The 19955-nt window shown below is 53.9% G+C and carries 13 protein-coding genes; 3 read left to right on the forward strand and 10 right to left on the reverse strand.

Going from position 1 to position 19955, the window contains the following annotated elements; all coding sequences use genetic code 11:
- Window positions 1-679: 679 nt before the first annotated feature.
- Window positions 680-4435: an Ig-like domain-containing protein gene (locus tag ACR0DG_RS12400; RefSeq protein WP_480707169.1), complete on the reverse strand. Its 3756-nt coding sequence runs from the start codon at window positions 4433-4435 to the stop codon at window positions 680-682.
- A gap of 285 nt (window positions 4436-4720) precedes the next feature.
- Here ACR0DG_RS12400 and ACR0DG_RS12405 point away from each other — a divergent pair, with 285 nt between their 5' ends.
- On the forward strand, window positions 4721-6772 hold the full coding sequence (locus ACR0DG_RS12405) for a M10 family metallopeptidase C-terminal domain-containing protein (RefSeq protein WP_480696899.1): 2052 nt from the start codon (window positions 4721-4723) through the stop codon (window positions 6770-6772).
- Window positions 6773-6785: 13 nt separating this feature from the next.
- On the opposite strand, the gene ACR0DG_RS12410 is transcribed toward ACR0DG_RS12405, so the two are convergent.
- The 8 genes from ACR0DG_RS12410 to ACR0DG_RS12445 all read right to left on the reverse strand — a co-directional run bounded on the left by ACR0DG_RS12410 (window position 6786) and on the right by ACR0DG_RS12445 (window position 16322).
- Window positions 6786-8102 carry an HlyD family type I secretion periplasmic adaptor subunit gene (locus ACR0DG_RS12410; RefSeq protein ID WP_480696897.1) on the reverse strand — a complete coding sequence of 439 codons (1317 nt, stop codon included), beginning with the start codon at window positions 8100-8102 and terminating at the stop codon, window positions 6786-6788.
- Window positions 8102-9826, reverse strand: coding sequence for a type I secretion system permease/ATPase (locus tag ACR0DG_RS12415; RefSeq protein WP_480697274.1), 1725 nt, complete (start codon window positions 9824-9826; stop codon window positions 8102-8104). Before ACR0DG_RS12415 ends, ACR0DG_RS12410 begins: the two co-directional genes overlap by 1 nt.
- A 173-nt stretch (window positions 9827-9999) precedes the next feature.
- Window positions 10000-10869 (reverse strand): LysR substrate-binding domain-containing protein, encoded by an 870-nt coding sequence (locus ACR0DG_RS12420; RefSeq protein ID WP_480696895.1) that lies wholly within the window; start codon window positions 10867-10869, stop codon window positions 10000-10002.
- A 157-nt stretch (window positions 10870-11026) separates the two neighbouring features.
- Window positions 11027-11938 (reverse strand): SMP-30/gluconolactonase/LRE family protein, encoded by a 912-nt coding sequence (locus tag ACR0DG_RS12425; protein WP_480696893.1) that lies wholly within the window; start codon window positions 11936-11938, stop codon window positions 11027-11029.
- Window positions 11935-12912, reverse strand: a complete 978-nt coding sequence (locus tag ACR0DG_RS12430) for an ABC transporter permease (RefSeq protein WP_480696891.1) — start codon at window positions 12910-12912, stop codon at window positions 11935-11937. The genes ACR0DG_RS12425 and ACR0DG_RS12430 overlap by 4 nt, the downstream gene beginning before the upstream one ends.
- The gene (locus ACR0DG_RS12435) at window positions 12909-13835 is read right to left on the reverse strand and encodes an ABC transporter permease (protein WP_480696889.1); all 927 of its coding nucleotides are present in this window, start codon (window positions 13833-13835) and stop codon (window positions 12909-12911) included. The genes ACR0DG_RS12430 and ACR0DG_RS12435 overlap by 4 nt, the downstream gene beginning before the upstream one ends.
- Entirely contained in the window at window positions 13832-15304 is a 1473-nt protein-coding gene (locus tag ACR0DG_RS12440) for a sugar ABC transporter ATP-binding protein (RefSeq protein WP_480696887.1), read from the reverse strand. The genes ACR0DG_RS12435 and ACR0DG_RS12440 overlap by 4 nt, the downstream gene beginning before the upstream one ends.
- Before the next feature lie 4 nt (window positions 15305-15308).
- Window positions 15309-16322 (reverse strand): substrate-binding domain-containing protein, encoded by a 1014-nt coding sequence (locus ACR0DG_RS12445; RefSeq protein WP_480696886.1) that lies wholly within the window; start codon window positions 16320-16322, stop codon window positions 15309-15311.
- Window positions 16323-16546: 224 nt separating this feature from the next.
- Between ACR0DG_RS12445 and ACR0DG_RS12450 the strand changes: the two genes are divergently transcribed.
- Together ACR0DG_RS12450 and ACR0DG_RS12455 are read left to right on the forward strand one after the other, a co-directional pair.
- Window positions 16547-17737: a GAF domain-containing sensor histidine kinase gene (locus ACR0DG_RS12450; protein ID WP_480696884.1), complete on the forward strand. Its 1191-nt coding sequence runs from the start codon at window positions 16547-16549 to the stop codon at window positions 17735-17737.
- Entirely contained in the window at window positions 17734-18465 is a 732-nt protein-coding gene (locus tag ACR0DG_RS12455) for a response regulator transcription factor (protein WP_480696882.1), read from the forward strand. Before ACR0DG_RS12450 ends, ACR0DG_RS12455 begins: the two co-directional genes overlap by 4 nt.
- Before the next feature lie 9 nt (window positions 18466-18474).
- Here the strand turns inward: ACR0DG_RS12455 and ACR0DG_RS12460 are convergent, their stop codons facing one another.
- Entirely contained in the window at window positions 18475-19890 is a 1416-nt protein-coding gene (locus ACR0DG_RS12460; protein WP_480696880.1) for an FAD-binding oxidoreductase, read from the reverse strand.
- Window positions 19891-19955 lie beyond the last annotated feature (65 nt).

The raw sequence follows: 19955 nt of genomic DNA on the forward strand, positions 1-19955 counted from the left end.
GAATTATCAGTAAATTTTTCTGAGGTAGCGTTGTTGGCAAATCAATTTGTGCGTTGGCCAACCACGCGCAGTGAGACAGCGAAACAAGATGTGCGTAAAACAACTGCATCTCAACACTGTTAACGAGAGGCTTTAGCGCATGACATTCATCTCATCAGCAAAATCTCTAAGGGTTGGGAGAAAAGTCTGAACCTTTTGCAACTCACTGGACAGATTGTCGCTATCACTGAAGAATACTTCTTCTGTCGGGCAATCCCCGACCAGCCCCGAAGCTTAGTCCACAGACAAATGGAGTTTTCTGCCTTCTGCGCGTGGAGCGTAATATCCAAGTTGAAACTGGGTACAGCTAAGAGCCAATAGCACGTAACCCGAAAGCCAACGCCCACCTGGCGAGACGAAGGCGGGTTTGCCTTCTTGCGTTAAGGAGAACAACGCTCTCGGTACAATGCGGTAACCATCTTTTGGAATTTAATCGGAAACGCCGCTGCTACATGCACGGCTTCGATATGAACGATCTCTGATTCAAACTGTTCGTTCGCGAATAATTAGTTGGTAAAAAACTCGACCAACTTCGGTTTCTGCGAGGGACATAAGTTACTGGGACGAAATTTATTTCCCCTGACAGCCCGTTTTGATTAAACAACCCTGCCGGCATTTGACGCCAGCAGGGCAAATAGGATCAGGCCGTCGCGCCAGTTGGGTCGGTGTGCAGAATATTGTCAGAAGTCAGACCGCTTAGATCATCCAACCCGTCGAAGTGGGCCATAGTGTCAACTGAGGCAGTGGTTGGATTGGAATAGTCAACCTTGACCAATACACTGTCATTGCCGTCAGTTGCTAAAACGAAGATCTCATCTCCTGCCTGGGTACCGATGAAGCTTTCAACCGCGTCTTCGACTGTTGCGGACGAAAGGTCATCAAGTACTGTTGTCAGCCCGACAACGCCCGTGTTCGTTCCCAAGGCGCCACCCGTTGCCAGGGTTTCCACTTCTGTTCCGTTGCCTCTGAGAGAACTGATATCCAACCCGCTGAACATCAAGGCGTCCGTGACATCTGTAGCAGGGCCGAGTGTGAACCCTGTAATGGTATCCACACCGTTTGTGGAAGGGTCTGCTTCAAAGACGACCACATCTCGCCCTGCATCGGAGACATCAATCGAGTCGTTGCCCTCCTGACCGCGGATCACTGCGTCCACATCCGAAGCGACTAGCGTATCGTTTTCGCTGGTGCCTAAGACATACATAGTTGGGCCACCATCTGGAGTTGTAATGGACAGCTCAACTGGTTGAGTGGCGTCTTGAACCGTCATCGTAAAGGTGACCAGCGGTTGGGAAAGGTCATTAAAGACAGTAGCCGCCCCTCCAAAACTGACTGTAGAACCGTTCAAAGGGTTGGTCAGGAATAGATCGAATGCGCTGTTTTCTACATCTGATCCGCTGTCGAAGGTAACGACCGTGGGATCGAAACCTAACTCAGCGGTAACGGCTAGCCCGCTGGAAATATCACGGTCGGGGTCCGCATAGATCTCGAACGTGATGGTTGTGCCGTTGTTTCCAGCCTCCACGATCGTATAAGCCGCTGGTTCGTAGGCCGTGTTCTGCTCGGATGCAGGTAGAGGATCCGGTCCCGCGGCAACTGTGGCTTGTACTTGAAAATCCATGCTGTCGCCGACGTTGATCCCGGAAAACGCGGCAGACCCTACCGCCAATGACCAACTGCCGTCGGGCGCAACAGTGGTGCTGCCGACAGATCCGTTGTTCAGAGTTACGTTGACAATTTGTCCGGACGCGAGGCCGACCGACGTGCCTGAAATGGTCAGACCATCATTTCGTGCATCGCTCAAAGAGATAGCGCCATTGGTGCCCACTGGGTCGATATTGAGAATAGGTCGCAGATCGGTTGCCAGACTTGCCGTGGCCGGTGTTGATACGTTGCCAGCACCATCATTTACAACAGCGGAAACTTCAAAATTGCTACCATCGGGCAGCGCCGCCAAGTCAGCTGCAGGCAATGTTGCCGACCAAGTCCCTCCTGAGATAATCCCAGTATAAGTCTGACCGTTGAGAGTAACTGTGACGGTTTGTCCGTCCCCGGCATTTGTTGTTCCCGAGACAGTCAGATCATTGCTCGTTTCGGTGATTTCCAGTGTTGCGCCGACGGGCAATGCATTCATAGTAATCGACGGGGCGGTAAAATCAGTGGAAAAACTCTCAGTGTCGCTGGCGGTATTTCCGGCGGCATCCTCGACGTTGGCACTAACCTGGTAAGTTATACCGTCTTGTAAACCGCCGAGTTCTGCGACCGTGGCTGTATAGCTCCAGTTGCCGCTAGCGACCGTGGCTGTTCCAGAAATGTCCACCGTGCCATCGGGCTGAACGATTTCTACCGCGACAACCGTTCCGTCCACAGCGTCAGACGTTCCGGTTATTGTTAGGTCTGTGCCTTGTTCTACAGCATTCATAATGCCGTCATCAAAAACACTGGCGATTGAAATCATCGGAGCGGTAAAATCGGTCGCGAAGCTATCAGTTGCTTGAATTGCGGGGTTTCCGGCAGCGTCGGATACATCAGCAGATATAGCCATTGTTGCACCGTCGGGCATTGCGGCTAAGTCGGCGGATGGGACTGTAGCGCTCCAATTCCCTCCCGAGACCGTGGCCGAATAACTACTGCCATTCAGGGCAACAGTGACGATTTGGCCATCTTCGGCGTCTGTCGAACCGGAAATTACGAGGTCTACAGCGGCCTCCGCAGAATTCAATACCGAACCAGCGGAGAGGGTATCAATGCTCAGGCTTGGGCCGGATACGTCTTTCTCGACGGGGACGCTTGCCTGAGGTGCCGGAAGGCCGTCAGTGTCAGAGACATCAGCAGTAATCGCAAACGATCCGCCGTCCGCCAAGTTGACGAGATCCATGGATGGTATGGTCACGCTCCAGCTGCCACCGGACACTGTTCCAGTATAAGACTGTCCATCCAGCATAACGGTGACCTGCTGCCCGTCAGGCACGTTGCCTGTAGAACCGGAAATCAACAGGTCAGATCCAATTTCCGCAGCATTTAGTACGCCGTCGCTCGACACTGGAGAAATGCTGATTGATGGTCCAGTAAGATCAACTGGTACGAAAGCCGTCGCTGGAAGTGACACATTACCTGCCGCATCATTTACAACGGCGCTGTAGGACGCGGGTATCCCTGTCGATAGTTCAGATAGGTCAGCTACTGGTATGTCAACGCTCCAGCTCCCACCTGAAACGGTCGCGGTATAAGTTTGGTCGTTGAATGTCAGGGCAACGTTCTGTCCGTCACTTGCGGAAGTTGAACCAGACACGGTCAGGTCGCCGATTACGTCAACCAGATCAATCGAACCGCCAGCAACCTGATCTATCGAGACGGTCGGCGCAGTGAAATCCGTCAGGAAACTGGAACTTGCCTGAGTTGCAGGATTGCCAGCTTCATCCAAGACGTCGGCTGTCACCACGATTGTCGACGAATCTGCTAATTGGGCGACATCGGCAGCAGGTACCTCGATTTTCCACTTTCCGCCTTCCGCGCTGCCCTTGTAGGTTTGACCGTCGACGGTGACAGTCACAGTTTGTCCGTTTTCTGCATTTGTCGCACCCGTGATAGCGAGGTTCGAGGCCTGTTCGGCCGCGTTCAGTATTGCGCCACTGGAAAACCCAGTGATGGATATTGTTGGTGGCACCGTATCGATATCTATTTTTACACTGTCGACTGACACCTCATTGCCTTCCGAGTCCAGGCTTCGCACCGTGATGTCTGTGACGCCTTGAGGTAGGTTCTCAGCTTGATCTTGTGTGAGTGACAAGCTCCAACTTCCGTCATCATTCAGGATTGCCGGAGCCGTAAATGAGCCAATGACAACCTCGACAGCGGCGGTGTCTGCAGGAGCCGCTATTTTCAGAGCAGCGCTACTGAGTGCGTCGGCCTGTGCGCCAGCGAGATTCAAGTGCGGATACGTCGGAGTAGGTGGGGGCGCAGGTGTCGTATCTTCGTCACCACCTCCACCGCCACCGCCGCCTCCCGCGGCGGCAGCTCCAGCCAGCCCCAAACCGCCAAGTGCAAGCCCTGCGCCACTAATGCCGCCTGTCGCTGCCGCTGCGCCGCCCGCTTCAGCAGCAAGACTGAATTGGGTAATTTCAGCAACTGCGCTTTCTGAAATCATGACTGCACCGCTGTCCAGAACCTGAACGTTTTCTGCATCCACAACTATTTTTCGACCATCCGTCATTTTCAAAAGAACGTCACCGTTCTCCAGAAGTTTCACGGAGCGAACCCCAGTTATGGTGTCAGCAAACTGAAACGCATAGAGTTCTTCAATGGTGGCTTGCGCAAACGCTGGCAGCGCCAGCAAAGTCGACGCGAGACCACTGGCCAACCCGCGACCCGCCCAACGACGCATTTTAGCATCCATCCATTTTTGCAACCGTGACTGAGAGGCCGAGTTGCTTTCAGAGTCATTTACTTGGGATCTTGTTTCTTTGGTCATCATACCCTCACATGTGGTGTTCGTGTCCGCCCGAGGGGGTCGGTTGCCGTTCATTTGTCTTACCCGTCCGAAACTCATGCGAGCGGATGGGAAAAATTAATTTAAACTCAAACTGAACTTCTCGTTTTCACCACAATCCCGCTTTGGTTTCGGCCTGGGCATCAGATCATCCTGTTGATGGGGCCAGGTAACGGCGTGGGATGATTGGTTATGATGCTTCAGTTCAAAAGTGTGGTTGCAACAAGCAGCGCAGCGCTTGATTCAGGTATCGGCGATACGGCTTTAAAAACGTTTAACGGCGATACGTATCTCTACAGCGTGACAGGAGCGGGTGGCGGGATCGTGGTCTGGAAGCTGGACGAGGGTTCGGTGCCGCAGGTCCAGGATACCGAATATTTTAGCGGTACTATTGCGTTTCAGGTCGGTCGAACAGCGACTCCAGTTTCTCTGGCTGACGAGGATCAGCTGATTCTGGACGTTGATATTGCAACGGGTCTGATAGGCTATGAGTTGAACCCGGATGGTACAATCGGTGTGCTGATTGAAACCGGGTCGCTTACTGGTGGTGGTGACGTTTCATCCGTGGTTCAATGGTCGACCGGTGCCGGAGATTTCTTAGCGATCGCAAACGGATCTTCAGATCAAATCACAACATACACCTTCAACAACGACGGGACGCTGGGTCTTGTAGGGGTGAACGCTGGGCACGCAGACTCGATGCAGGTTTTGCAAACAGCATCCGGCCCGGTCGTCATCGCTGCCAGCGCTGCGTTGAACTCAATCAAAACCTTTTCTGTCGACAGTAATACCGGCGTCATGAACCCGGTTGATAACCAAGAGACCCTTGGGACCTTGGGTATCGCGGTGCCAACTGCTGTTGAAGTTGTACAGGCCTACGGTCAGTCTTGGGTCATCGTAGCCGGTGCTCAAAGCAGCTCTTTGAGCGTGATGAAGCTCGGAAATGACGGGAGTTTAAGCCCGACGGACCACGTGTTGGATTCACTTCACACGCGTTTCGGTGGTGTCCAGGATCTGGAAATCATTGAGGTGGATGGCCATGTTTTTGTCGTCGCAGGTGGTGGGGATGATGGCGTTTCATTGTTCACCATGACGCCGGGCGGGCAGTTGGTGCACCAGCACAGTTTTGAAGATACATTGCAAACTGGTCTGCAGAATGTGGAGACGCTGAGTGTCGCGCATGTTGGTGACGAGTTGCAAATCTTTGCGTCATCTCAGCAGGATGCAGGCTTGACGCAACTGACGGTGGATGTGTCCCAACTCGGTACTGTGCAGACCGGTTTTGGTTCCGTTTCCGGGACTGCGCAGAATGACATCCTGAGTGGTAGCATTCTAGAGACCACGCTCGTTGGCGGGGCAGGCGATGATATCCTGATCTCGGGTATTGGCTCTACGACGATGACAGGTGGAACAGGGGCCGACATTTTTGTCGCTCAATTTGGAAGCGATCTCATGACCATCACCGATTTTCAGGCCGGGATAGATCGTTTGGATTTGTTTGACTATCCGCTGCTGAGGACACCTTCGCAGCTGGATTTCACCCCGACATCTATGGGGGCTCTGATCCAATACTTAAATGAAGAGATTGAGGTATTCTCGTCCTCAGGCGGGCCACTTTCGATCGAGCAGATCTTTGGAGCGGGATTTGAAGGGCCTGACCACATCCCCGTTGATTTTGGAAACTTCGGAGGTTTGCAGCCAGACAGCTCGGACGGGGTTCAAGGCGACGTAAACATAGATTCGGAAACGGAGAACGCTGCGCTTAGCGATGCTGAAATCCGTTTTACACCGGATGGTGGTGGCACGATCAGCGTCCAAGCTGATGATGACGGCCGGTTCGATCTTGAGCTACCTTCCGGGACGTTCGACGGAACACTGGAAATCGTCAAATCCTATTCGACCGCCAGTTCCGAAATCACCGCACTTGATGCCTTGCAGGTATTGCGAATTTCGGTCGGTCTTGATCCGACATGGGGCGCAGCATCTGCAGAGAATCTGATCGCGGCTGACATAACGCGGGACGGAACTGTTAACGCGTCGGATGCCCTTGCCGTGTTACGTGCTGCAGTTGGGCAGCCGTCGTCCCACGAGCCTGAATGGGTGTTTCTGGATTCAGATGCTGATCTGTCTGGCATCACGAAATCAAACGTCAATTACGAGGTCGGCGCAGAACTTACTGTGATCGACAATGTTTTCGCAACGGACATGACGTCCATACTTTTGGGCAACCTCGAACAGGTTTGACCAAAAGCGTTTTTCACTCTCGAAACGCCCGGTTGAAATAGTCAGACAATGGTTTGAGCAGAAAAGACAAAGGCGTACGTTCATCTGTCTTGATCATCGTCTCGACCGGCATGCCGGGCAAAAGCTCCTGACCGTTGAGCCGTTCAACTTCGCCTTCGTCCGGAGCCACTTCCGCGCGGTAAAATGTCTGACCTGTCGTTTCATCGGTGAATGTGTCCGCTGAAACGTTGGTTACTTTGCCCGATATCTCAGGCGTTTCACGCTGGTTAAATGCCGTGAAACGCAACAGCACAGGTTGTCCAACATGCAACTGGTCGATGTGGATTGCGTCGACGCGTGCAGCCACCAGCAATGGCGTGTCTTGTGGCACAACATACATCATCGGTTCTGCCGGCTGCACCACGGATTGCAGCGCAAATACCTGGCTTCCATATACAGTCCCTGCGACCGGAGCCCGGATGTCCAACCGCGATAGCCGTACTGTTAACGAAAGCCGTCTTTCCGCCAGCTCCAGAATTTGGGACTGCACGTCGCGCAACGTCGCGATCGCTTCTTCCCGTCGTGTAGCTGTCAGTTCGACAATCGCTATTTCGGTAGAAGATATCTGTCCGCGCAACCGGGCCACGGACGCTTCGAGCCTACCGATTTCGCCAGTCAGATTTGCTTCTTCCCTCTGCAATGCCAAAACCCGACTTGCAGGTGTTAGCCCGCGTTGGAAAAGTGACTGCTGGTCATCCAGTTCCTGCTGTATAAGCTCCATTTGCCGCCGCAGAGCTGCCAACTGCGCGTCGTTTCCACCGATTTCGCTTTCGATCTGAACCAATTGCTTGCGCAACTGCTCTGTTTGTTGATCGAGCGTGTCCAAACGTGCTTCGAACAGGCGTTGCTGGCCGTCAATCAAATCAGAAGGGATACCTTCACCTAGCAGAAGTTCGTTCAATCTGCTGCGGAGAGCTTCGGCATTTACTCCATCACGTTCGGCTTCCAGTCGCGTTCGTCTTGCCAACAGTTCAAACAGCTGTGCCTCGACAATGGTTTTCTCGGACGTCAGAAAGGTGTCGTCCAAGCGAACCATAAGATCGCCGCTGTCGACGGCATCACCGTCGCGGACATAAAGTTCCCCAACCACTCCACCATCCGGATGCTCGACCACCTGACGGTTGCTTTCAACTTCGATGATACCCTGCGAAACGATTGCACCGGCCAGTCGCGTCTGAACAGCCCAGATGCCCAATCCGCCGACTAAAATCGCCAATGCAACAAAGCCTACTGTTGCTGGAACTGTGATGCGCCAGACCGGGCCTTTTTGGGTAGCAAATGCCTGCTGCATTACTTAGTTGCCTTTTCGAGATCGGAGTGCACGCCAACTGGGCGTAGGCCCTGTTTGATGGCTCCGGCGTTTTGAACCATGGCGCCCAAGACCTCGTCTCGCCTCCCCGACCTCACAACTTGACCGCGCTCGACCACAATTAAATCGTCGCATTCGGAAATCGCTTGTGGCCGGTGGGTCATAATAATTGCAGATTTCCCATCTGCTTTTAATTCGCGGATGGCGGCGTTTAACGCATCGGTGCCATCGGCATCCAAAGCAGAGTTAGGTTCATCTAGTACGAGCAGAACTGGGTTTCCGTAAAGCGCGCGCGCAAGTGCGATCCGTTGTTTCTGTCCGCCTGATAGTTGACTGTCATTTCCACCCAAAACAGTGTCATATCCATCGGACAAAGACAGGATGAGTTCATGCGCTTTTGCTTTTTTGGCTGCTTTGACGACCGCTTCTGAGTCTGGGCTTTCGGACATTCGCGCAATATTTTCAGCGACCGTCCCGTTAAACAGTGTGACTTCCTGTGGAAGGTAACCAATATGAGAACCTAGGTCCTGGGGGTCGTATTGGTCCAAAGACGCTCCGCCCAGCCGAATTTCACCATGTACAGGATGCCACAAGCCCAATAAAGCCTTTGCTAGGGTGGATTTTCCTGAGCCGCTCTTGCCAATTACACCTAGGGCCTTTCCAGGCGTCAACGCTATTGAGACGTTGCGCAGTGTCGGCTTATCACCGCCAGGAGGAACCAGTGTTAACGCCTTTGCCACCAGGTCAGCATTGGGCACAGGTAATTTCGTACGTAGTTTTTCGGGCGGGAAGGCCTCCAGAAAGCGGTTAAGGGAAACCCACGCGTCGCGAGCTCGCTGGACCATTGCCCACTGTCCAATTGACTGTTCGATTGGAGCCAATGCACGCCCCAGAAGAATTGAAGCAGCAATCATAGCCCCGGGCGTCAATTCATTTCTCAAAACTAAGAGTGCACCGAGTGCCAACATAGCAGACTGAAGAAACAATCGGAGCGATTTTGTTAGGGATGAAAAGCTACCAGTCCAGTCGCTTGCGGAAATTGTTTGCTGCAAGGCGTCTGTTCTTTGACGTTGCCATCTAGCGGTAACATCTCCCTTCATGCCTTGTGATCTGACCACTTCTGCGGCTTGGCGAGCTTGCTCGGAAAACGCATTCGCCAGGGCCGATGCAGATTGGGCCTGTGCCACCTTGCGATGCGTCAGTTTTTGGTTTGCCAATGCGATTATGATGAGAATCGCACCACCTGCAAAGGCGAGCCATCCCAATAGAGGGTGGAACAAAAAGATGGCAGCCAGAAATACTGGTGTCCACGGCATATCCATAACAGCAAGTAAAACTGGTGAAGAACACAAATTTTGAATGGATTCTAAATCCCGCAACGCAGTTGCAGGGGCTGAGCGAGCACGCGGGTGCAACGACTGCAACATTGTAGCGCTAAAAACGCGCTCATCTAGTTGAGATTGAAAACGAGCACCGAAGCGCGCAACGATTCGTCCTCGCGCGTAGTCCAACATCGCCATGAGGCCGTACAGAAGGGCCACCAACAAAAAAAGCGCTGTCAGCGTTTCTACGGCCCGGGATCCTAAAACCCGGTCGTAAACTTGCAACATAAACAGAGGTCCTGTCAGCATTAACAGGTTGACGAAAATACTGAAAAGAAACGCCAGTGCCAAAAAGTTCAGGCCTTGGTTGCGTGCAGCACGCATTTCGTCAATTGGCTGAATTTTCTGCTTGTTGTTAGCTTTCACGAACGAAACCTTGGGTGGACAATACCGAACGGCATATAATCACTTTTGATAGTAAGACAAAATGCGAGTCTTTACGCTTTCAAAATTCCGGCTGATTCCCGCAGTCTAATGCAACGCAAGTAGGCGGGTTGCTATCGTTTGCTTGTCTCTAGTGCAGTTTTACAGAATGATCGCACCAATCGTGACTCCGTGCGATCATTCAGGTGTGCCAAGTAATAACGTGTTTCAATTTTCGAATCGCGTATAGGAATTGCGCGCAGGTTGGGATGCGACACAAACTCAAAATCCGCAACGAAACCGATACCGATCCCTTGCTCAACAGCCTTCCAAATCGCCTCGCGACTGCCAAGCTCTAGTATCGTGTCCATTTCGATCCCGCGTTTTTTCGTCTCGGATTCGATGGCTGATCGTGTTGTGGAGCCAGCTTCACGGCGAACAACTTTTTGTCTGTGCAGATCAGAGATCGAGATCCCGTCTTTGTGGAAAAAAGGATGCTCCGAGTTTACGAAGGCCACGACCTCGTGCGTGCTGTAAAGCTGCGTCGTTACTCGGGGGTCAGATTGCACTTCGGCCAGGATCGCAACATCGGCGTCATAGGACAGGACGCGGTCAAAGCATCTTTGAGAATTGCCGAACCAAACTTGCAGATCAATCGCGGGGTATTTGGACTTGAAAGCGACGATCATGTCCGTTGCATGAAAAGGTCCGACGGCTGCGATACTGAGGCGCCCGGCATGAAAACCGCGAAAGGATTCCAGCAATGTCTCGGCATCCAACTCAGCTTGTTGCAGGCGAGACGTTATCGCAAGCAGCTCATGGCCGGCATGGGTCAAGTGAACTTCGCGGCCCACCCGATTGAACAGCTCAATCCCATATCGGTTCTCCAGGTCTTTTACCTGTGTGGAAAGGGTTGGTTGCGTGATGTTCAGTTCTTTCGCAGCAGCGGAAAACCCGCGAAACGTGGCGACGGCATGAAACGACCTAAGTTCGGATTTAAGCATTGATCCAGAGTATTTATTTTTTAATTAGCATCGAAAAAACAAATACCAAACTCACTTCGCAACGGGAAGTGTGCGACGCTTGAAAGTGTTTTTGTTGACAAAAAGATAGGCTCAGAGAGTTACGCTATCTGTTGTTCTACCTCGTAAAATCAATAACTTATGATATTGCGCCAGCGGAGTTCACGAAAATCGAATAAACCGACGTTGAAGCCGTAATAAAAAGGATATTCCCACGTGGCCCGCCGAATGTCAGGTTCGCGACGGTCTCTGGGACCAGGATCTTGCCAAGCAAATCTCCGTCTGAAGAGAACACGTGCACACCATCGGCGGCTGAACACCATATATTGTCATGGCGATCAACTCGCAGCCCGTCGGGCAATCCATTATCGATCTGGCAGAAATCCTGACCACCGCTGAGGTCTCCGGTCGGAAGCACATCAAACACGCGCAAAACCGAAGGAACCGATGGGTCGTGGCTGCTGCCAGACTCTGCGATGTACAGCTTTGCTTCGTCGCAAGTGAAGGCCAATCCATTTGGTTGCACAAAATTTTTCGCGACGGCCTTTATCTCAAACGATGTTGGGTCGACGCGGTAGACGAAACTGCCGTCTTGTTCCGGCTCTGCTTTGTATCCTTCGAGATCGGACAAAATGCCGTATGTCGGGTCAGTAAACCAAATTGAACCATCCGAGCGAACGACAACGTCATTCGGCGAATTCAGGGTTTTTTCAGCGTGGCTTTCGGCGATGGTGGTCGCGCGACCGTCATGTTCCGTCCGCACCACAGACCGTGTTCCATGCTGGCATGTTACAAGACGGCCTTCGGGGTCGCGTGTATTGCCGTTCGCATAATGTGATCGCTGACGATAAACACTGACCCCGCCATTTTCGGTCCATTGATACAGACGCTCGTTTGGGATGTCGGAAAAAAGAAGAAGGTTATGCGCTGGAAACCAAACCGGGCCCTCAGTCCAAATGTGACCGGAAGACAGCCGTGACAAGCTGACATTCTTGTGGATCAGATCGCAAAACTCTGGCCGTACGATGTCATATGGATGTGTATGCGTCATACGTCATATCCTTTGCGGCTGGCCAATGCGACGACGCCTACGATGACAATACCGGTTGCAATCAAGCGGATTCCGGCCCCAAGCCCGTAAGAGTTCAGCATTGAAACGATTAAGAACATGAACAGGGCCGCGCCCCAGATCCCGGGCACGTTCGAATTCCCGCCACCGATCGACGACCCTCCGATAACGACCACGGCAATGGACATCAGCATGTATTCAGTGCCCATGTTCAGGTTTGCGCCGCCCGAAAAGCTTGCCAGCAAAAAGCCGGCCAAAGCTGCACAGACGGCAGAGTTTACGTAGACGCCAAAGCGGACCGCGTTTACGGGTACGCCGCTTAGGCGTGCGGCGCGCAAGTTTTGGCCAATGGCAGATATCCACCGCCCTGCAATGGCGCGTTCCAGAACGACCCATGCAAGTACAGCCAGTGCGATTCCAACCACGGCTACGTTGGGAATGCCCAGGGCGCCTCCGGTGGCAAAATCAGCTAGGGGTTCGGGTGGCTTTATGCGTAGCCCCCTGTTCGACCAGATTGCGAGGGATTGGTACAGGAAAGATGCAGATAGCGTGGCAATAATGGGTGGAATTCGCAGCAGCAGAATGAGCGCAAAGTTCAAAATGCCACATCCGATGCCCACGCCAATCGCAACAAGCAATCCTGGCACAATCAAAGATGTTTCGGTGTTCATGAATTTTAGGGCCAGCGTGGCCGACAAGGTCATCGAAGCCGGGATGGACAGATCCACATTGCCCGGCCCAAGCGTAATGACCAGCATTTGACCGATCCCGACGATTGCCGAGAAGGAAGCAAAGGTCAGGGCCGCATAGACCAGCGAACCAGCCCCTGAACCGGCGATCAAACTCGTTGCGGCCAGCGTTATCCCCGCCGCAAGATACGCCCAAATCCAGGGTTTTCCCAGTATCGCACGCGCAATGTTGTTTTGTTCGACAGGGTTGGACGCATTGTCAGTCATGCCGGAGCCCCCTTGCGAACGAATACCAAGCGTACGGCAAGAACCAGTATCAAAATCGCGCCCTGCGCCCCAATTTGCCAGTCTGGCGACAGTCTGAGAAAGGACAGGAAACTTGCTGCGAGTGTCAAAGTAAGCGCACCAACCACCGCACCGAACGGAGAGATCCGGCCGCCCACGAACTCACCGCCACCCAAGATAACACCGGCGATAGATAGCAATGTGTATCGCAAGGCGATGTTAGCGTCGGCTGCAGTAGTGAGCCCGACTAGTGACATCCCGGCGAGGACGCCAAACAGCCCAGCCAGCCCATAAGCCGAGGCCCTTAGCCGGACCAGCGACCAGCCGGCGCGTTCCAGCGCGCGGTCGTTCCCACCTACGCCCTGTAGGATAACCCCGACCCATGATCTCTTGATCAGCAAGTGTACCACCAAAGCGATGACGAGGGGGGCGACGACGGCAATCGGCACCAAAGGAGTTTTCAGACTCATCAGAGATTTCAGCCATTCAGGCGACGCCCCGCCCGGTGAGGGCAGGATCAACACGGCTAGGCCGCCCCAGACAAAGGACATTCCCAAGGTGACAACGATTGCGGGCAGTCCGCGTAGCTGGATCAACGCCCCCAGCATTGCATAGCCCATGATGGCGGCGGCCAGAATGGCGTACCCTAATAGCGGCGTGTCATGCACGAAGGTCGCGGTAACGCAGGCGCAGAAGCTGACAAAGGTTCCGATGGACAAGTCAATATCGTTGACCATGATGATCATCATCTGCGCTATGGTTGCCAGCGCAACGGGAATAGCCAGGTTAAACAGCAGATTAAGGCCAAAATAGCTCATGGCGCGTGGCTGCAGGTAGAATACTGCCCCAAGCAAAACGACAAGAGACAAAACGGGCAGGGCTAGGCGCAGGCGATCACTGGTCATTGCACGGCGTCCTGCATTTCGAAAGATGCGTGAAGGATGTTCTCTTCACTAATGTCGTCGCCGGTCAGTTCGGCCGAAATCTCCCCGGCCCGGAACACGAAGACCCGATCGCATTCGAGGATTTCGTCAGTTTCGGTCGAATACCACAAGAAGCTGCGGCCTTTGGCGGCCTCATTCTGGATCATCTGATAGACTTCTTTTTTTGTTCCGATGTCCACGCCGCGCATCGGATCGTCCATCACGACCAGCGGTGCGCTCGAAGCAAGCGCGCGTGCAAAAAGAACTTTTTGCTGGTTGCCCCCGGACAGGGAAAGGATGGGGTTCAACAGGTTGTCGGTGCGAATCCCGATACGTTCTTTCCAGCCTTGGACCAACTGGGATTCATTTGCGCGTTCCACAAGGAACCGGCGACTGAATTCGGGCAACGTCGTCAAGGACAGGTTTTTCAGGATCGACCACAAGGGCATGACACCATCGCGTGCACGATCGCCTGCAACAAAGACGACCTCGGGCTTTTTGCCGGATTTCCAAACCGAGGAATGATCGAAAAATATTTGCGCCAGGGCTTCTGCCTGACCATGTCCCGCAAGGCCGGCAAGGCCCACAATCTCGCCCTGTTTGGCGTTCAAGCCATTGGGGGCGCTTACGATTTCCGGGCCCAGAGTTTTTTCAGAGCGTGCGGAACCTTGGGCGTCGTCATCTGGTGCCACGTGCCCCATGGCGTCCACGATGCTTTGGCGTGTGAAGGCTTGCGCCGGTTGATCATCCACGATCTGGCCATCCTTCATGACGACGATGCGGGTCGAAACCTCAAAGATTTCACCCATCATGTGCGAGATAAACAAAACGGCTCCACCCGCCGCGCAGTACCGTTTTATGTGGTCCAAAAGCTGCTGGGCGATCGCCGCATCCAGCGAAGACGTGGGTTCATCCAAAATGACGAGGCTAGGTTCGCGGTCACGATCTGCGAAGGCTATCGCGATCTCAACCATTTGGCGCTCGGCGATACTTAGGTCACCGACGGTTGCACGCGGGCGAATGCCGTGTCCGGGGAAGACCAGATCAAGCGCCGCGGCCATCTTTTGTTGCGCAACTTTGCGCCAGCCCTTGCGCGGCATGCTGCGATAGGGGATCCGCAGGTTTTCAAGAACTGTCAGATTAGGACACAAGGACAGTTCCTGAAAAACACTGCGAACGCCGGACGCCTGAGCGTTCTGACTGTTTTTAAGCGCCGGGTCACTTATGCGATACCGTACGGCACCTTGGGTCGGCGAAAGGCGTCCGTTGATCACATTGGCGAGGGTCGATTTCCCCGCACCGTTGTGCCCAACCAAACCGACGCATTCGCCAGCTGCAATCTCGAGCGACGCTGCCTTTAACGCTTGAACGGGTCCAAACGACATATGGGCTGCGTCCAGCGTGACAACCGGCGCATCTGATGCGCCGGGTATCTTTTGAGCGTCGTTCATTGGATTACTTGGCCGAGGCGATAACGCCTTTGGCCTCTTCCAACGTATATTCCACGTTGGCCACGGACCCTTTGGGCGTGGTTTTCAGAGACTCTTCCAATTCGCCTTGCGTGATGGTCAGGAAGGGAACGGTCAAATCCTTCGGAACTTCATTGCCATCCAGAACCTGCTGAGCAACCCAGAAGGCAAGGGTGCTTACACCGGGGGCAATAGAAAGCGAGGTTGTTTCGTAGCCGTTTGCCGCCTTTTCATCAGCCCACCACTGCAGTTCGTCCTGCCGGTTGCCCATCACGATTGTCGGCATTGAGCGGTCGGTCGCTCCGATAGCCTGTGCAGCACCATAACCGTCGCCGCCTTGCGTCACGACACCGACAATTTCCGGCAGGCTCGGCAAGATACCGGCAACAGCTTTTTGCGCCACGTCCTGCGCCCAGTCGCCGTGAACCGAGCCGACGATTTCAAAGTTCGTGTTCTTGACTTCGTCATGAATGCCGGCGCTGATTTCGTCATCTACAAAAACGCCTGCCAATCCTCTGATTTCCAGCAGGTTGCCACCATCTGGGTAGCGTTCAGCAAGGTATTTGACTTGTTCGCGGCCCATTTGCTGAAAGTCGACGGCGATGCGCCATGCGCAGGGCTCCTGCACGATGCCGTCAAACGAAACGACTGTAATTCCCGCATCACAGGCAGCCTTGACCGCGCCATTGATCGCTGTTGGCGAAGCTGCATTGATCACGATCGCGTCGTAACCCTGCAGGATCATGTTCTGGATTTGGGCGGCCTGTTCAGTGGCCTGGTTTTCGGATGTTGTGAATGCGTCCGCAGCGGCAACCATACCGTCTGCGACAGCCGCTTCCCCAACTTTCTGCCAGCTTTCAAGCATGGCCTGCCGCCAAGAGTTCCCAGCATAGTTGTTGGACAGAGCGATGCGTTTGTCGGACGTGTCCGCCACGGCGTTGGTCGCTGCAAATACCGTGATCCCGGCTGCCGCGCCGAGCATTATGGCCTTGAGTGTCATTCTTTCCTCCCTCGGCGGCCAAAACGCCGCCCAAATACCGCGCCCACTGTTGCGGGCCGACGCCGAAAGGATTCCGTGAAGGGGCTGAAAGCGTAAGAGTAGGATGCGCGCAAAGCTTGCGGGTTCCCGCAAAACTGCTGCGGCAATCCGCATGACATGGTGCCGGTGGGGTTCTATACTCTGGATCGCCAGTTGCTGCGGTCTGGTTTTTTGAAAGTGAACTCATGGCTGATCTTGCCTACTACTTGCGGATTTCCAACCATCTGGCTGGCAAGCTTGATATCAAATCCGCGCTGCGCTCGGTCAAATCCGAGATCGACCGCATTTTGCAGGTCGACCATCTGGATGTTTGCCTGATCGACGATAAAGGCGGCTGGAACACCAGCTATGAGGTTGGGCTACGCACCAGTTGGAGCCGCACCCGGGCACCTATAGAAGTGTCGCCGGTTCGGGATATCCTGAGTGGTCAGTGCGATAGTCTGTTGACTGGAAATGCCTTGGAAGACCCCCGGTATGTATTCGAAGGCGCCGACTGCGAGCCGATCATAAAGCACAAGATGCGCAGCCGTGTTAACGTCGCCATGAAAGTTCTGGGGCGCACCATTGGGGCCTTGAATTGTTCGTCGCAAAAGAAGGACTTCTACGATGAAGAGGCCGTCGAACAAGTTCGTAATATCGCCGATATTCTAGCCCCATACTTCTACGCTCTACGTGCCAACGAACAAACCAAGCGCGAGGCGATCATGCGTGCTGAGTTGCAGGCGCGCGAAGAAGGGTTGCGCCTTGGGGCGCTTAGCTTGACCGATGCGCTAGAGTTGGAACGGCAGCGCATTGGCATGGATCTTCATGACCAAACCCTGGCCGACATGACCCGGATCAGCCGCGAACTTGAACGCTGTAAAACGCGGCAGGATATCGAGACGCTTCGCGGGAATATGCAAAATTGCATACAGGGTCTGCGTGAAATTATTGATACGTCGATACCGTCTTTGCTGGAGTTGTTTGGATTTCAGCACGCTGTGCGAACCCATCTTGAACGTGCGGTTGGAACCAATCAGGACATCGAGATTGATGTCCGAGATCTGTCCGACGGTTTGATTGACGATTTGCCACAAACTAAGCGGATTGCTCTGTTTCGCATTACGCAAGAGGCCATCAACAATGCCGTGCGCCATGCCGAGGCATCCTCGATCGAGGTCGAGATTGCGTGTCAGGACGGTTTGCATCTCAGGATTCGTGACAACGGCGCATCCAACTCAGCGATGGAGCCGACAAAAGTGTCTGGCGGGTTAACACATATGCGAACACGTGCGCATCTGATCGCAGCAAAATTCGACATTCAATACGCAAACGGGACCGAAATCAGCGTGCGCTTGCCGTCGTCGGAATGCCCCAGCAAAGAGGTAGTCGCATGAAAGTTCTGTTGGTTGAAGATGACGCCATGCATGCCAATTACCTCAAGGAACTGGTGCAAGAAGCCTTGCCTGAGGCCACGGATGTCAGCCTTGCGACGAATGGCCGGGACGGCGAAGTGCAAGCGCGCCAAAACGCGGTCGAAGCGATTGTAATGGACCTTCGGATGAAAGAGCGGAACGGCATTGAAGCCGCGCGAACCATTTGGTCGGAACGACCGGATACGCGTATTCTGTTTTGGTCGAACTACTCGGATGAGGCGTATTTACGAGGGATCGCACGGATCGTTCCGAAAGAAGCAGCCTACGGGTATGTCCTGAAAACGGCCAGCCCGTCGCGGATGCATTTGGCCTTGCGTGCTGTCTTACTGGAAGCGCAAATCATGGTCGATCGTGAGATTCATCAGATTCAGCGGGACCAAAGCCGTTCTGGTGAGGCACTTACAGAAGTCGAACTGGCCATTTTGACGGACCTGGCGCTTGGCCTTCCAGATAAGGCCATTGCCACGCGCAGAAAACTGGCGCTGCGGACGATCCAAAACCGGTTGCTTTCAATCTATGAGAAGCTCGATGTAAACGATCTGCTCATCGATACGGACGACATCGCGATCAACAAACGCGTACGCGCTGTGTCTAAGGCGATGACTTCGCAAATCCTGAACAACGAAGCCATCGCTGCGGCCGAGAAAGACCTAAGTGCCTGGTTGGCTCGGGCCTCTTTTTCGATGTAAAGAGTAGGCTCAAGCTGGCAGAATATTGTGGTTTATCCGAAATAGGTTATCCGGATCATAAGTTCTTTTGACCTCCGCCAGTTTTGCAGCATTCGCACCGTATGCTCCAGCCATATGGTCTGTTTCGTCAGCGGGCATGAAGTTCACATAGGCGCTGCCGGTGGCGTGCGGTGTCATGCGATCGTACAAACCTCGTGCCCACGCGATGCAGGTGTCATCCTTGGCGGGATCTTCCCAGCGTGTGTGCACATTCATAATGAAATGTGCCGATCTTTCGGGATATGCCGTTGAATCGGCTGGTACACGCGCCATTGCGCCGCCAACATGCGCGATGAACACTTCGCAGGCCGGATCAGGAAGGTTGGATATCGCGTCCAGCAGGCCAGAAATTGCCTCTGTAGATAGAGAGCTGAAATCATGGCTCTTCCAATAATTCCGCGCGCCCGGTGTAAGCAGGGGATCAAATGCAGCCTGCCAGTCGACGAAACTATGGGGTGAGATAACATCGGCGATCGGATCACCTAAACCTCTCAGCTCTGCCATTGCCTTTTCGCCGTCTTCCATAGAACCTGTATAGCAGGCGGCAAAGATCAGAACTTCGCGGCCATGCCAGTCTTCGGGCAAAAACGGTAGGGGCGGGGCCTTTCGCATGACGCTCCAGACGGTCAGTTCGTCAGGTGCCGAATCTGCAATTCTGGCGTATTTGGCCAGCAGTTCAGGTGCAGTTTCGATCGGGTGCACGACCAGCCCTGAAAGGACCGCGGGCCCCAGCGGGTGCAACTGGAATTCGAAGGACGTTACGACCCCGAAATTGCCGCCACCGCCACGTATCGCCCAGAATAGATCGGGGTGGTTCGATGCGGATGCAGTGACAATCGATCCGTCGGCCGTGACAACCTCGGCCGAGATGAGATTGTCGATGGTCATTCCGAATTTGCGGGTAATCCAGCCAAAGCCACCGCCCAAGGTCAAACCAGCTGTTCCTGTCGTGGAATTAATGCCGAGTGGCACCGCAAGCCCATGTGCCTGGGTTTCCCTGTCCACGTCGCCCAGCACGGCGCCGGGGGCCACGCGGGCTGTTTTCGCGACCGGGTCGACGTGAACTGAACGCATGTGGGACAAGTCCAGCATAACTGCATCATCTGCCACAGCGTGACCGGCGATCTGATGCCCGCCGGACCTTATGGATAAAACCAGACCAGCGTTGCGGACGAAATTTATAGCCTTTTGCACGTCACTGGCGCCCAAGGCGCGGATGACAAAACTGGGATGCCGATCCACGATGCTGTTCCATGTCGTGCGGGCCGTGTCGTATTCTTCGCAACCCGGGCCGTGAACCGCACCTCGGAGAGACGCGCTGAGCGCATCCAGCGCAACCTGATCAACTTCCGTCGAATTGCCATCCAGAGTTCTTGAATCGAACATGTTTAATACCTTCCGTTCTTAAGGAAGGTTTCTTGCCGGTTGCCTCAGCCACAGTTCATTGATGG

The sequence above is a fragment of the Ruegeria sp. BG8 genome, from assembly GCF_056538325.1.

Coding starts and splice junctions, on each gene's coding strand:
- ACR0DG_RS12410 (WP_480696897.1), bottom strand. CDS start 8,102: ATGCAGCAGGCATTTGCTACCCAAAAAGGCCCGGTCTGGCGCATCACA.
- ACR0DG_RS12425 (WP_480696893.1), bottom strand. CDS start 11,938: ATGACGCATACACATCCATATGACATCGTACGGCCAGAGTTTTGCGAT.
- ACR0DG_RS12405 (WP_480696899.1), top strand. CDS start 4,721: ATGATGCTTCAGTTCAAAAGTGTGGTTGCAACAAGCAGCGCAGCGCTT.
- ACR0DG_RS12450 (WP_480696884.1), top strand. CDS start 16,547: ATGGCTGATCTTGCCTACTACTTGCGGATTTCCAACCATCTGGCTGGC.
- ACR0DG_RS12400 (WP_480707169.1), bottom strand. CDS start 4,435: ATGGATGCTAAAATGCGTCGTTGGGCGGGTCGCGGGTTGGCCAGTGGT.
- ACR0DG_RS12435 (WP_480696889.1), bottom strand. CDS start 13,835: ATGACCAGTGATCGCCTGCGCCTAGCCCTGCCCGTTTTGTCTCTTGTC.
- ACR0DG_RS12415 (WP_480697274.1), bottom strand. CDS start 9,826: ATGCGTGCTGCACGCAACCAAGGCCTGAACTTTTTGGCACTGGCGTTT.
- ACR0DG_RS12460 (WP_480696880.1), bottom strand. CDS start 19,890: ATGTTCGATTCAAGAACTCTGGATGGCAATTCGACGGAAGTTGATCAG.
- ACR0DG_RS12420 (WP_480696895.1), bottom strand. CDS start 10,869: ATGCTTAAATCCGAACTTAGGTCGTTTCATGCCGTCGCCACGTTTCGC.
- ACR0DG_RS12455 (WP_480696882.1), top strand. CDS start 17,734: ATGAAAGTTCTGTTGGTTGAAGATGACGCCATGCATGCCAATTACCTC.
- ACR0DG_RS12445 (WP_480696886.1), bottom strand. CDS start 16,322: ATGACACTCAAGGCCATAATGCTCGGCGCGGCAGCCGGGATCACGGTA.
- ACR0DG_RS12440 (WP_480696887.1), bottom strand. CDS start 15,304: ATGAACGACGCTCAAAAGATACCCGGCGCATCAGATGCGCCGGTTGTC.
- ACR0DG_RS12430 (WP_480696891.1), bottom strand. CDS start 12,912: ATGACTGACAATGCGTCCAACCCTGTCGAACAAAACAACATTGCGCGT.